The organism is Nocardia sp. XZ_19_385, from assembly GCF_015355755.1.
Lineage (GTDB): Bacteria > Actinomycetota > Actinomycetes > Mycobacteriales > Mycobacteriaceae > Nocardia.
This window is the reverse complement of the sequence record NZ_JACVEE010000001.1, coordinates 1,983,736-1,996,771: the sequence shown is the minus strand read 5'-3', so window position 1 is coordinate 1,996,771 and position 13,036 is coordinate 1,983,736. Positions and strand designations below refer to the sequence as shown.

The 13,036-nt window shown below is 68.7% G+C and carries 13 protein-coding genes; 7 read left to right on the top strand and 6 right to left on the bottom strand.

What is annotated here, in order from left to right; all coding sequences use genetic code 11:
- Window positions 1–309 precede the first annotated feature (309 nt).
- The 3 genes from IBX22_RS09425 (at window position 310) to IBX22_RS09415 (ending at window position 2,381) form a co-directional block, all read left to right on the top strand.
- Window positions 310–1,014 (top strand): hypothetical protein, encoded by a 705-nt coding sequence (locus tag IBX22_RS09425; protein ID WP_309234504.1) that lies wholly within the window; start codon window positions 310–312, stop codon window positions 1,012–1,014.
- A gap of 127 nt (window positions 1,015–1,141) precedes the next feature.
- Window positions 1,142–1,576, top strand: a complete 435-nt coding sequence (locus IBX22_RS09420; RefSeq protein WP_194814916.1) for an anti-sigma factor — start codon at window positions 1,142–1,144, stop codon at window positions 1,574–1,576.
- The gene (locus IBX22_RS09415) at window positions 1,566–2,381 is read left to right on the top strand and encodes an RNA polymerase sigma factor SigF (protein ID WP_194814915.1); all 816 of its coding nucleotides are present in this window, start codon (window positions 1,566–1,568) and stop codon (window positions 2,379–2,381) included. The genes IBX22_RS09420 and IBX22_RS09415 overlap by 11 nt, the downstream gene beginning before the upstream one ends.
- On the opposite strand, the gene IBX22_RS09410 is transcribed toward IBX22_RS09415, so the two are convergent.
- Together IBX22_RS09410 and IBX22_RS09405 are read right to left on the bottom strand one after the other, a co-directional pair.
- The gene (locus tag IBX22_RS09410) at window positions 2,378–3,148 is read right to left on the bottom strand and encodes an SDR family NAD(P)-dependent oxidoreductase (RefSeq protein WP_194814914.1); all 771 of its coding nucleotides are present in this window, start codon (window positions 3,146–3,148) and stop codon (window positions 2,378–2,380) included. The two genes, IBX22_RS09415 and IBX22_RS09410, sit on opposite strands and share 4 nt — an antisense overlap.
- A 59-nt stretch (window positions 3,149–3,207) precedes the next feature.
- Window positions 3,208–3,411, bottom strand: a complete 204-nt coding sequence (locus IBX22_RS09405; protein ID WP_194814913.1) for a hypothetical protein — start codon at window positions 3,409–3,411, stop codon at window positions 3,208–3,210.
- A gap of 177 nt (window positions 3,412–3,588) precedes the next feature.
- On the opposite strand from IBX22_RS09405, the gene IBX22_RS09400 reads away from it, so the two are divergent.
- The 3 genes from IBX22_RS09400 (at window position 3,589) to IBX22_RS09390 (ending at window position 5,952) form a co-directional block, all read left to right on the top strand.
- Entirely contained in the window at window positions 3,589–4,503 is a 915-nt protein-coding gene (locus IBX22_RS09400; RefSeq protein WP_194814912.1) for an NADP-dependent oxidoreductase, read from the top strand.
- A gap of 26 nt (window positions 4,504–4,529) precedes the next feature.
- Window positions 4,530–5,291, top strand: a complete 762-nt coding sequence (locus IBX22_RS09395) for an MBL fold metallo-hydrolase (RefSeq protein WP_194814911.1) — start codon at window positions 4,530–4,532, stop codon at window positions 5,289–5,291.
- Between the two features lie 322 nt (window positions 5,292–5,613).
- A complete protein-coding gene (locus IBX22_RS09390) occupies window positions 5,614–5,952 on the top strand; it encodes a transglycosylase family protein (protein WP_194814910.1) in 339 nt (112 codons plus the stop codon).
- A 66-nt stretch (window positions 5,953–6,018) separates the two neighbouring features.
- On the opposite strand, the gene IBX22_RS09385 is transcribed toward IBX22_RS09390, so the two are convergent.
- Window positions 6,019–6,462 carry a nuclear transport factor 2 family protein gene (locus tag IBX22_RS09385; RefSeq protein WP_194814909.1) on the bottom strand — a complete coding sequence of 148 codons (444 nt, stop codon included), beginning with the start codon at window positions 6,460–6,462 and terminating at the stop codon, window positions 6,019–6,021.
- A 70-nt stretch (window positions 6,463–6,532) separates the two neighbouring features.
- Window positions 6,533–9,265 carry a discoidin domain-containing protein gene (locus IBX22_RS09380; protein ID WP_309234502.1) on the bottom strand — a complete coding sequence of 911 codons (2,733 nt, stop codon included), beginning with the start codon at window positions 9,263–9,265 and terminating at the stop codon, window positions 6,533–6,535.
- A 269-nt stretch (window positions 9,266–9,534) separates the two neighbouring features.
- Here IBX22_RS09380 and IBX22_RS09375 point away from each other — a divergent pair, with 269 nt between their 5' ends.
- Window positions 9,535–11,046 carry a bifunctional phosphatase PAP2/diacylglycerol kinase family protein gene (locus IBX22_RS09375; protein WP_194814907.1) on the top strand — a complete coding sequence of 504 codons (1,512 nt, stop codon included), beginning with the start codon at window positions 9,535–9,537 and terminating at the stop codon, window positions 11,044–11,046.
- Window positions 11,047–11,073: 27 nt separating this feature from the next.
- On the opposite strand, the gene IBX22_RS09370 is transcribed toward IBX22_RS09375, so the two are convergent.
- The gene (locus tag IBX22_RS09370) at window positions 11,074–12,123 is read right to left on the bottom strand and encodes an ABC transporter ATP-binding protein (protein ID WP_194814906.1); all 1,050 of its coding nucleotides are present in this window, start codon (window positions 12,121–12,123) and stop codon (window positions 11,074–11,076) included.
- A complete protein-coding gene (gene modB / locus IBX22_RS09365) occupies window positions 12,120–12,971 on the bottom strand; it encodes a molybdate ABC transporter permease subunit (protein ID WP_375540229.1) in 852 nt (283 codons plus the stop codon). Before modB ends, IBX22_RS09370 begins: the two co-directional genes overlap by 4 nt.
- Between the last annotated feature and the right edge of the window lie 65 nt (window positions 12,972–13,036).

The window sequence follows — 13,036 nt, the reverse complement described above, 5'->3', positions numbered from 1 at the left end:
TCACACCGGATATCTTCCGGCGGTGCGGCTCTTCACACCCATTCGCCCTCCATTTCCCGGCGAGTTATGCAATGTTGGTACTGCGCAACGGCATTGAGGAGATGCCGGGGTCGCCGTGAAGGCGTCGGTCAAGGGAGTGTGGCGAACATGTCGTCGGCGTACGCATCCGAGCCAGGTGGCCGCGCTGGCGCGCGTCAGTTCGGGGGGCGCGCCGGCCAGGGCGGTCGAGGCGTCCCGCTGTGGCCGGGAATGATTCCGCTGCACCAGCAAGCCAGGCAAGCGCAGCAGGCAAAACGAGTCCAACAGCGCGTGGAGCCGCCATCGCGCCCCGAACCCGAACGCGGTGAGATCACGCAGCCACACACGTCCCCGCTCCGTCAGACACCGCAGCGGGCGGCCCCACAGCGGATCGAACCGCGGCAGCCGCTACCGGCGCGCCGGGTCGAACCGCATCAGCGGTTGTGGCCCGCCCGGGCGACGCGTCCGCACAGCCATCGCAAACGCACCCGGCACCCGTGGGTGGTGGTCTCGGTGGCCAGCGGCGCCTCCCTGGCGGCCGTCGCGATCGTCGCCGTCTACACCGCGCAGGCCAGCGGGTCGAGCGAATCTTCGCCCACCGTCGCCGGCGCGGCGCTGGGCGGCGGCCCGGGGTGTGAGGCAGCCCGCACCGAACAGTTCGTGCGGGGGAACGGCATCGGCTCCAGCGAAACCGGCCCCGACGCGATCCTGGCGTTCCAGCACGCCTACTACGTGGAGCGCTCCGGCACCGCCGCTCGTGCACTGACCGCACCCGACGCGTCCGTCCCCTCGGCGGCGGTGATCGACAAGGGCATCGGCTCGGTGCCCGAGGGCACCCGGCACTGCGTGCTGATCACCCCGATGCCCGACGGCCGCTTCGATGTCGTCATCACCGATATGCGCCCGGATGCCACGGTCCGCACCTACCGCCAGTTCGTCACGGTGGCGGTGCGCGACGGTGCGATCGTCATCACGAAGATCGCTCCACCGACCTGACCCATCGCCTCGAGGTAGGCTGACCGCCGCGGTCGGCGTGGTCACCCCCGGGGTTGGCAAGAGGCGCCAACCGACGGGGTGGGCGAGCACAGTGCTCGCCGATGACCACTCAGAGAGCGGTGATGGGATGGACGAGAAGATTTCGGAGTCCTCGACAGGAACGACGACGATCGGGGTACGGGTCCCGGCGGAGCTCGAACAGCTGACCATGCTGCGCGCGCTCGCCGAAACCGTCACCCTCATCGCAGATTTCGGGATCGACGAGGTCACCGACATTCGACTCGCCCTGGACGAGATCGCCACGGCCCTGATGCTGGGCGCGGTGCCCGGGTCCGAGGTAGAGGCCGGTTTCAGCTATCGCGACGGCGCCATCACCGTCCAAGTCTCCGGGGTCTCGGCCACCGATACTTCGCTGGACCAGGGCAATTTCGGCTGGCACATCGTCGAGACCCTGACCGACACCATTTCGGTGGCCCAAACCCCGTTCGACGCAACGGTTTCCGGTTATCCTACGGTCGTCGTCTTCACCTGGGTCAGAGGCGGAACCACCGATGAACGATGAGGCGCGTTCGCCTCGCCCCGACCGCGGACCACGGAAACGCGGCAGCGACAGCTACGACAATATCGAGCCCTTGTTCGCCGAGCTTGCCGCGCTCGACGAGGGCGATCCGCGCAGGCACGAGGTTCGGGAAGAGCTGATCCGGCGGTGCCTGCCGCTGGCCGAGCACATCGCCCGCAAGTTCACCGGGCGGGGCGAGAACTTCGAAGACCTGCTGCAGATCGCACGGGTCGGCATGGTCGCGGCCGTGGACCGGTTCGATCCGGCGCACGGGGCGTCGTTCCTGTCCTTCGCGATCCCGACCATCATGGGCGAGGTCCGGCGGCACTTCCGCGACTACGCGTGGGCGGTGCGAGTACCGCGGCGGCTCAAGGAGATTCAGCAACTCATCGGCCCCGCCGTGGAGACGCTGTCGCAGCGGCTGGGCCGGATGCCCAAGGCCAGCGAGATCGCCGAGCACCTCGACGCCGACCTGGTCGAGGTGACGCAGGCGCTGATCGCCCGCAACGCCTACCAGACCTCGCCGATCGACGCCGCCACCGACAGTGACGACGACAACAGCCCGCTCACCCCGATGGACACCCTGGGCACCGACGACCCGGAATACCGCAATGTGGAGGACTACCTCGCGGTGAAGCCGCTCATCGCGGCGCTGCCCGAGCGCGAACGCAAGGTCCTCATCCTGCGGTTCTTCGAGTCGAAAACGCAGACCGAGATCGCCGAGCAATTGGGCGTCTCGCAGATGCAGGTGTCGCGGATCCTGTCGAAGACGCTGAACGCATTGCGTGAGCAGGCGCTGAAAGATTAGGCGCCGTAGCCGCCGTCTACGTCGAGCTTCTGGCCGCTGATGTAGCCCGCGCGGTCGGAGGCGAGGAAGCAGACCGCTTCGGCGATGTCGTCGGCATCGCCGAAGCGGCGCAGCGGGATATTGCCGCGTGCGATCTCCCGGGCGTGCTCGTCGAAGTCGCCGGAGTCGAACAGTCGGATCGCCATGCCGTCGGTGGTCATGCCCGGCCCGACACAGTTGGCGCGAATGCCGAACCGGCCTTCCTCGGCGGCGATGGCCCGGACCAGTGCCTCGACCGCGGCCTTGGGCGCGCTGGAGAGGCTGTCGCGCACCGGGAATCGCGTGGTGGCGGCCGTCGTTACCGCGACGATATTGCCCTGCGCGCTGCGCAGATGCGGCAGCGTCGCGTGTGCGGCGTTGAAGAACGCGGTCGTGTCCTCGGTCAGTTGCCGTCGGAAGTCGGCCGGGGTGATCCGGCTCAGGTGCACCATCGGCACGTGCGGACCGGCGGCGTAGACCAGGGTGTGGATGCCGCCGAACGCCGCGGCCACCTCGGTGACGACCTCGGAGGTCTGGGCGGCATCGGACAGGTCGAGCTGCCAGGCTTTCGCGGTGCGGCCGTGTTCCTTGGCGGCGGCCCGCAGCGGCTCCAGCGTGCCGGCCGAGCGGAAGTAGGTCATCGCCACATCGCTGCCGCGTTCGATCAGCATGCGCGTGATCGTCTGCCCCAAACCGCCGCTGGCGCCGAGCACCAGCGCGGCGCCGGAGCGTTGTGCGAAATCGTCCATCGGGTCATTGTGAACCGGCGGCGTGGAACCAAGCAAGTGCTTGGGTAGAGTCGTGTCGTTCAGGAGGCTTCGCGCTCACACTGGAAGCGGCCCCGATAGATATCGCGGCCGCGCGGACGCGCACCGAACCGATCGTGCGCCCGGGGCGTGGGCTCCGGGGTGAAAACCGCAGGCGGGTAGCGGAATTCGAAATCGCTCAGGTCGGTGTCGGTATTCCGGATCCGGGCATCGTTGGCATCGGAGTTCCGGCGGGGGATCTGCATGGGCCCAGGTTAGGCCCGCGAGGGCGGGTGTGGCACGAGTAGTACTACCCGGCAGGTGAACGTAATGCACACTAGGCCAAGGGTATTCGGCTATCGGCTAGGAGGGCGTCGGGCGGCGGTTGGAATGCCTCCGTGTTGCGCGACCCAAAGGCGGGCCCGGGGCCTAGGGTGGGCTGTATGCGGGCGATTGCGTACAACGAATTCGGTGGGCCGGAGGTACTGCACGTCGTCGAGGTTCCGGTGCCGGAACCGGTCGGCGACGAAGTGCGGGTCGCGGTGCGCGCCGCCGGGGTGAATCCGGCGGACTGGAAGATGCGTTCCGGCGCACTGGTTTTCGGGGAGCCCAGGTTCCCGCAGTTCCCGGGCGGCGAGATCGCCGGATTCGTCGACGCGCTCGGTCCCGACGCGCACGGGCACGCGATCGGTGACCAGGTATTCGGGTGGGCCCGCAGCGGCGGCTACGCGGAATACGCGCTGAGCAGCGCGCTGGCGCGCAAACCCGAGGGGCTGGACTGGGCCGACGCCGTCGCGCTGCCGGTCGCGGTGAGCACCGCCGCCAAGGTGCTCGACATGCTGAAGTTGCAGGCGGGGGAGACGCTGCTGGTCAACGGGGCGTCCGGGGCGGTCGGCTCGATGGCGGTGCAGTTGGCGATCGCCGAGGGGGTCGTCGTGATCGGCACCGCCTCGGTCCGGAATCAGGAGATCGTGCGCGCGCTCGGAGCGATACCGGCGATCTACGGCGACGGTCTCGCCGACCAGGTCTGGGCCCTCGCCCCGCACGGCGTCGACGCGGTCTTCGATACCGCCGGGCACGGTGGGCTGCCCGCTGCCATCGAACTGCGGGGCAGCACCGACCGGATCATCACCATCGCCGATCCCGCGGCGGCGCAGCTGGGCGTCACCTTCGCCAGTGGGGGGCCCGGACCGCGCCCGGTCGAGCTGGCTCAGCAGGTCGCCGAGCGGGTGGTCACCGGCGAATTCCGCCTGCCCGCCGCGGCCCGCACGTTCACTCTCGGCGAGGTCGCTCTGGCGCAACAGGAGATGGAACACGGCCGTGGGCCGGGCAAGGTCGTCCTGCTCATCAACAACTGAGCCGCCGGTCCTCTTAAGCTCCGGGGATGAGTGCGGGCGATCTTGTTCTGACGGTGCTGGGCAGTGCAACTCCGTATCCGGCTGCCGGCAACGCCTGCTCGGGCTATCTCGTCACGCACGGCGATACCCGGCTGTGGCTGGACGCGGGTACCGGCACGCTGGCACAGCTGCAGCGCTACGTCCGCCTGGACGAGCTCGACGCCATCTGGATCTCGCATCTGCATGCCGACCACTGCGCGGATCTGCTCACGGCCTATTACGGAGCGCGCTACGCCGACGTGCGGCTGCCTGCGCCCATCCCGCTCTACGGCCCACCCGGCATCGCCGGCCGGTTGGCGGACTTCCTGACCAACGGGCCGGTGCGCAGTCCCATCGAGTCGGCCTACGAGGTGCACGAGTTGTTCGACGGGCACCAGGCGGACATCGGTGGTCTGCGTGTCCGGGCCGCCGCGGTGGAGCACGGCATGCCCGCCTTCGCGGCCCGTATCGAGGCGGGCGCCACGGCGCTGACCTACTCCGGGGACACCGGCCCCTGCGCGGCTCTGACCAGCCTGGCCGCCGAGTCCGACCTCCTGTTGTGCGAGGCGGACGGCTCGCCGTCGGAGGGCCTCGCAGTGCACTGCACGCCCGAGGACGCGGGCGCCACCGCCGCGGAGGCCGGAGCGCGGCAACTGGTCCTCACCCATGTCAGCCGATTCCTGACCCCGGACGCCGCCATCGCCCGTGCCCGAACCCGGTACGACGGCCCGATCGGTTACGCCGACCCTGGCCGTTCCTTCGCGATCTAGTGCGCCGGGTCACCATCTCGTAGTGATCTCATCCACATAACGCACTGGTAACGACAAAGATGTAATTTCCGCGCCACGCGTGCCGACTTGCGCCGATGCCGGAATGTCGGAAATTCGTGTCGCACATGCGCGCCGATTCGCGATGTGACCGTTCCGTGATTATTGGCTACCGTCATTGGCGGCCCGGATAACGACGGGCTTTGACTCGACCGCCGAATGCCGGAATCCCTGTCCCGCGGTCTGAGGATCCCCGAGTTCCCCTGGGGGCAGGGACCTGGCTGAAGTAGCGCCGGGACGGTAAACGCAGGGCAGGAATTACTTTATGTCGTTTATGCGTAATGTCAGCACGCGTGCCTTCGGCCTGACCGCGGTTGCCGCCGCTCTCGTGGCAGTCCCGTTCGGCCTGTCCACCGCTACCGCGTCCGCCGAGGGCGGCAACAACTGGGATGCCGTCGCCGAGTGCGAAAGTGGCGGCAACTGGGCGATCGATACCGGCAACGGTTACTCCGGTGGCCTGCAGTTCTCGCCGTCCACCTGGGCCGCCAACGGTGGCTCCGGCAGCCCGTCCGCCGCCAGCCGCGAGGAGCAGATCCGCGTCGCGGAGAACGTGCTCGCCACCCAGGGCCCCGGTGCCTGGCCGGTGTGCGGCGCCAACCTCTGAGGTTCGGCCGCTCCGAATAACTGACCGACGCCCACCGTGCTTCGCAGCGCGGTGGGCGTCGTGTTGTCAGAACCCGGGTGTGGCCGGGGTCAGATACATGTAGCTCTTTTCCTCGGATCGTTTCGCGATGCGCCATTGGCCGTCGATGCGGGCGAATTCGTCCAGATACCAAAGGCCGCAGAACATCAGAGTCTGATTGCCGTCGTGGTCTTTGATGAGCATCGGGTTGTGGCAGATGGTGCGGGCGGTCGCGGAATCGCCGTCGACGGTGATCGAGGAATTACTGATGAGGTGTTGGTAGGCGGGGAAATTCGGGAGTGTCGCGGCCAGGAAGGCCTTGGTCGAGGCGAGGTCACCGGTGGCGCCGCCCATGGCGGAGTAGTCGATGTGGGCGTCGGCGGTGAAGATGTCGTCGAGCAGGTCCCATTGCCTGGTGTCGACGGCGTGGGAGTAGCGGACCATCAGGTCCTGAATTTCCAGACGGTCCGAAATCTCCTGCAACGACAACATAGGGCCTCCGATGTGCTTGGTGCGTGTGCGTAATCGGAGCAGGGTGGGGCGGCTGGCGCAAGAGTCGGGTTCACAGCGGGGCAGTGACGTCGAGTTCGCGGACGCCGGGGTGCTGGGTATCCGAACCGGTGACCTCGAGCCGTACGAACCGCCCGGACGCGGGAGTTCCGAGCCAGCCGGTCGCCGGATCGAGTTCGACTGTTGTCCAGTCCTTTTCGTCGAGGGAAACCGCGACGGTGACGGCCGTGGGCGCGGCATCGGTCCAGTGCGGGACCACGGCGCCGATCTCGGTTTCCCGGCCGAGGTCGACGGTCAGGGTGCCCTGTGTGCCGTCCGGCGCCCAAGCTGTCGCCAGCGTGCCGTCCACGGCGGCGTCGCCGTAGCGACCCGATTCGGCGGTACTGGTGCGGACCGGCTTGCACTGCGAAAGATCCTGGGTGGGTGCCAGATCCGGCCGCCGGGTCTTGACGACGAGCGGCGTTCCGGCGCCGGCGAGGTGCGTGCCGGACGGTGTACGGACCTGCATCGGCGCGCCCTTCGAGACCGAGATCCGAGTTTCGTCAGGCCCGATCTCGGCGTCGAAAACGCGCCCCTGCCAATGTATTCCATGGATCTTCAAGCCAGATTCGAGCTGTGGCGGCAGCAGGGGAGCGATCTCGATCTCGCTGTCGTGCAGGCGCAGTCCGAGTAGGCCGTTGGTGAAGGTCTGCAGGAATCCGCCCGCCGCCGTGGTGAAGGTGAACGCGGGCGCTCCCGCGAGCGGGTCGTGTGCGCCCGCCTTCTCCCCGCGCGACTCGGCGAACTGCGCGAACGGCATCCGGATGAACGGGCGCACCGAGCGTTCCAGATAGGTGCCGGTAGCGCAGCCGGGTGCGCCGATCCGGGCGGCGTCGATGGCGTTCACCGAATCGGTCATCGCCGGGCCGTCGGGATCGGTTCGCTCCGAATAGTATTCGAGCACATTGGCCGCGACCTGCGGTGACATCGGCCAGTCCAGCGGATAGATCAGCAGCACGGTGTCGGCCTGTTTGGTGGGTGTGCCCTGGTATCCGTCGTACTGCCGGAAGATCTGGCGCTCCTGGTCGAACGGCATGCGCAGTCCGTTCGCGATCACCGACCACTCCGAAGGCGCTGGCGCACTGACGATTTCGGCGGCCCGCGCCGCATTGCGCAGAGCCAGTGCCGCACCGCCGTTGGTGTAAACCGCGTCGTTCACGCCGTTGCTGTACTCGTCCGGCCCGGCGACATCGAGGATGGAGTAGCTGCCGTCGGTATTGTGATGCACCCGCGCGGCCCAGAACTCGGCGACATTACGCATGATCGGCCAGATGCGTTCGCGCAGATAGTCTTTGTCGCCGGTGCCGAGGTAGTACTGCCAGGCGGCCAGCGAGATGTCGCCCTGCAGATGGATCTGGGTGCGGCAGTGCGGTGGATCCCAGCTGTGGCATTCGTCGAGATCGCCGCTGGTGGCGCTGGTCCACGGATAGAACGCGCCGCGGTAGCCGAGCCGTTCGGCGTTGGCCTGGGCGGCGGGCAGCGTCTTGAAGCGGTACTCGACAACTGATTTGGCCAGGTTCGGTGCGAGTTGCAGCAGGCCGGGGAACATCCAGATGTCGGCGTCCCAGAACACCAGTCCGCCGTAGTTGTCGCTGCTCAGCCCGACCGGTGAAAGGCTGTTGTCTTGACTGGTATTCGTGGCGGAATACAGGGAGTAGAGGGCGCCGCGGGTCCACGATTGGATCTCCGGATCGCCCGGCACCTCGAAGTCACCGCGCCACAGGTCGCGCCAGACGCCCGCGCTCTGTGCGAGCAGTTCCGCCCACCCCTGGCGCGCGGCGGCTCGGGCGGCGTTCAAGGCGGAGGCGGCGGGAACCGTTGCGGTGTGGGCGGTATCGACACCTACGTACTTGGTGATGGCATAGGACTTGCCCGCCTGCACCGGGATTCGCGCTTGCTGGCTCACCGACAGGTCTTTCGCCTCCGGCTGCTGCGCGCGGTCGGGCTGCACCGAGCCCGAGTCGAGCACGGAGACAAGGCTTCCGGCGGTGCCGGTGCCGTCGGTGCGGAATTCGACACCGATCGCGCTGTCGTCGCGTGCGCCACCGCCGGTCTGCGTGATCCGCCGGGCGCCCGCACCGTCCAGCTTGTCGGTCACCACGAGGTCCCCCGACCATCGCGGCACCGCTGTGAGCCGCACCGCGCCGACATGTTGATCGGTGCGGTCGGTCAGCACCTCATAGGTCAGGTCGGTGGCTTTGCCGTCCGCGGTGGTCCAGGTCAACGCCGTGCGCACCAATCCGCAACGCTGATACAGGGTTTGGCTGAAGTTCGAGATCTGCGCCGCCGGTGTAGCGGGGGAGAACTGCTCCGCATCCACACCCACCAGCAGGCCGGACCAGTTCGGAATGGCCGCCGCGACCTGCCGGTCCTCGGCCACGCCCGCTTGATTGCCGTACAGACCGGCGACGAACGCCCCGTCGTAGGCGGGGGTGTAGAGCGGCCAGCCGGTCGCCTCGTTCGACGCGTAATAGCCCATCCCGCGGGGCGGCACCCGCAGCCCCAGATACCCGTTGCCGACGAACGGATGCCGGTCGATCGCGGCATCGATCTCGGTGTTCGAAGGCGTCCACCCGGCCGCCGGGACGGAGTCGCCCGGGCACGCGGCCTCGGTCCGCTTCGGTGATTCACACCCCGCGACAAGAGTTGCACTGGTCACGAGCAGCACGGCCAGCGCCGATCCGAGTTTCCGCCGCCCGGGGGAGCGCACACCGGCTGGTGTCCGTGACTGGGCTTGTGAACGCACCTGGCACCTCCGGTTGTGGACGAACCCGACACCGGCCGCCCACGCGCGCGGAATCAGCGTCGAAAGCGTTGACACCAACAGTGATTCAGGCGCGGCGCCGCTGTACCGGCAATACCCATCGACTTCTTGCGATACCCCTGCGCGCTCAGATCCGCGGCGGCTCGATGATGCCATGCGGGATGCGCCGATCCGGCAGCGGGTTGGCCGCCGCTGACCAGGGTCGATGGTTCTGACCTGGCGGCGCGGATGATCATGGCTAGGCTGGGACGATGCGTGTTAAACGGGATCGCAAGTCCTCCAGACCGCACGGCCTGGCCAGCGCCCTGGATGTGTGGCTGGTCGACCGCAGCGCGCGGGTTCGGCCCTCGCGCGCCGACCGGATGCTGCGCGGTCTGAGCACCAGTGCGAACTACAACCGGTTGTGGATAGGTGCGGGAGCGGCCATGATCCTGCTCGGCAGCCCCGCCGCGCGCCGAGCCGGCGCGCGTGGGCTCGTCGCGGTCGGTCTCGCCAGCGGTATCGCGAATGGTGTAGCCAAACCACTGTTTCCGCGCAGGCGGCCACCGGACGAGTCGGTGCCGTTCGTGCGGCGGCTGGTGAAACCGCCGGTGTCGTCGTCCTTCCCGTCCGGACACGCGGCCTCGGCAGCCGCCTTCGCGACCGGGGTGGCACTCGAATATCCCGCTGCGGCAGTCGCGGTGGTACCGCTGGCCGCGGCTGTCGGATATTCCCGGGTGCATATCGGCGTGCACTGGCCCTCGGATGTGGTGGCGGGCGCGGCGCTCGGATCCGGTATCGCGCTGGCCACGCACCGGTGGTGGGCGGTGCGTGAGGATGAACCGGCCCTGCTCGGGCCCGCCGAGCGGATCGAGCCGCTGCCGCGCGGCCGTGGTCTGCTGATGGTGATCAACCCGAACGCGGGCCTCGGTAGCGGCGTCGGCACCTACGACCCGGCGCAACTGCGGGACCGGCTGCCGGAAGCGGACTTCGTCGAACTGGACCCGGCCATCGGGCTGGACAAGCAGCTCGAAGAAGGACTCAGCCGCGACCATATTCGCGCGATCGGCGTGTTCGGCGGGGACGGCACGGTGTCCTCGGTGGCGGGTTACGCGGCGCGGCACCGGCTTCCGCTCGCGGTGTTCTCCGGCGGCACCCTCAACCACTTCGCCCGGGACGCGGGCGTCGCGGACATCGAGGCCACCCTCGCCGCCGTCGAGACCGGCCAGGTGGCGGCGTGTGACGCGGCCACGGTGCGGTACGACGACTCCGAGTCGCGCACCTTCGTCAACACCGCCAGCCTCGGCGGCTATCCCGACTTCGTCCGCCTGCGGGAGCGCTGGCAGGAGCACCTCGGCAAGTGGCCCGCCGCCGGCATTTCCATGGTGCGCGTGCTGCTCGGCGCCGAACCGCTGCACGCGGTGATCGACGGCGAACCGATGGCCATCTGGATGCTGTTCGTCGGCAACGGACGCTACGACCCGCCCAACCAGATCCCGCGCTCCCGGCCGGAGTTGCACCACGGCACCCTCGACGTCCGCTATCTGCGCGCCGACGTCCCGTTCTCGCGCACCCGCCTGATCTGGTCCACCCTCACCGGCACCCTCGACCGTTCACCCACCTACGTCCGCCACGAAGGCCACCGTTTCGAAGTCTCGGTCACCGAAGCGTCGGTCTCCCTCGCCACCGACGGCGAAGTCGATTACAAGGGCCGCGATTTCGTCTTCGAAAGCCAGCCCGACACCCTCACCCTCTTCCACCGAGATCCCCGCACCGAAGACTGAACCACACAGGAGTGTGCGGAGCGGGGGTCAGGCGGGGTAGGTGTGGGTTTCGGTGGCTTTGACCGCGGCCCAGAGTTCGGTGCCCGGGTGTAGGTGGAGGTCCGCGACTGTCGCCGGGGTGATGTCGGCGAGGACGGGTGGGTTGCCGTCGAGTCGAACCCGGGTGGTGTGGGCGTGCTGTTCGATGCCCGCGATGGTGACCGGCCAGGTGTTGCGGGGGCTGCCGGCGGGTTGTTCGGGGTGCAGGCTTACCGCGCTCGGCGGGAACGCGACATGTACTGTGCCGCTGCCGGGTTCGGCGACGGTGAAGGAGCCGCCGCCGTCGAGGGCGACGTGGGTGCCGTCGGCGGTGCCGCGGTACAGGTTGAGGCCCACCAGGTTTGCGACATAGTCGGAGCGGGGGCGGCGGGCGACCTCGGCCGGTGGGCCCTCCTGGACGATGGCGCCGTTCTCGAGGATGACCAGGCGGTCGGCCAGCACCATCGCGTCGAGCGGGTCATGGGTGACGAGCACGGTGTGGCCGGGGTAGCCGGACAGGTGATGGGCGAGGTCCGAGCGCACGCGCAGGCGGGTGCTCGCGTCCAGGGCGGCCAGGGGTTCGTCGAGCAGCAGCAGCTGTGGGTCGGTGGCCAAAGCCCTTGCCAGTGCGACACGTTGGGCTTGGCCGCCAGACAGGGCGCGGGGTTTGGCGTCGCGGTGCTCGGCCAGGCCGACACGGTCGAGCCACTGTGCGGCGCGTTCGCGGGCGGCGGCCCGGCGGTGGCCGCGGGCACGGAGTCCGAAGGCGACATTGTCGAGTGCGTTCAGATGCGCGAACAGCAGGTAGTCCTGGAAGACGACGCCGACCTCGCGCCGCTCCGCGGGCACGAACACCTGAGGCGGTGCGTCCCAGAGCTTTTCGCCGACTTCGAGGCGGCCCTCGGTGAGCGGCGTCAACCCCGCCAGCGCCCGCAGCGCGGTCGTCTTCCCGGCCCCGTTCGGCCCCAGCAGCGCCACCACTTCCCCGGCCGCCACCTCGAACTCGATATCGAGCCGGAACTGTCCACGGGCAACACCCAATTCGGCGCGCAGTGTCATGCCGCTCCTCGAATCCAGCGCTCGCGCAACGCGACCAGCACGATCACCGACACCGCGAGCAACACCAGGCTGAGCACGATGGCGGCGTCGGGATCGGTCTCCAGCGCGAGGTATACAGCTAGCGGCATCGTGGTGGTCTTGCCGGGGAAGTTACCCGCGAAGGTGATCGTCGCGCCGAATTCCCCGAGCGCTCGCGCCCAGCAGAGCACCGACCCCGCGATCACCCCGGGCAGCACCGAGGGCAGTGTCACCCGCCGGAAGGTCAGCCACCTGGACGCGCCGAGCGTGGCCGCGGCCTCTTCGAACCGCGGATCCGCCGCCCGCAGCGCACCCTCCACCGAGATCACGAGGAACGGCATGGCCACGAACGCCTCCGCGATCACCACGCCGGTGGTGGTGAAAGGCAAAGAAACACCGAACCATTCGTGCAGATATTGCCCGACCAGCCCGCGCCTGCCGAGCACCAGCAACAGTGCGACACCTCCGACCACCGGCGGCAACACCAGCGGAACGGTCACCAGCGCGCGCAGTAGCCCTCGGCCTGGCACATCCCCGCGCGCGAGCAACCAGGCCAGCGGAATCCCCAGCACCAGGCAGATGACCGTGGCCAGCGTCGCGCACACCAGCGAAAGCCGCAGCGCGGTAAGTACTTCAGCGCTGAACAGCCGATCCGGCAGCGTCGCCCACGGCGCCCGCACCAACAGCCCGACCAGCGGGCCCGCCAGAAACAGCAGCCCGGCCACAGCGGGAATCAGCAGCACCAACGGCCGCCGACCCCGCACCGACCGCTTCCGCGCTGCTCGCTGCCACGGCGAGGAGCCCCCATTCGGGCGAATGTCTGCACGCAGCTCGGTCACGGGTACACGTCACCAGTGCAAGCGCCCCCGACCAAGCAGGCTCGCCGGACGACACG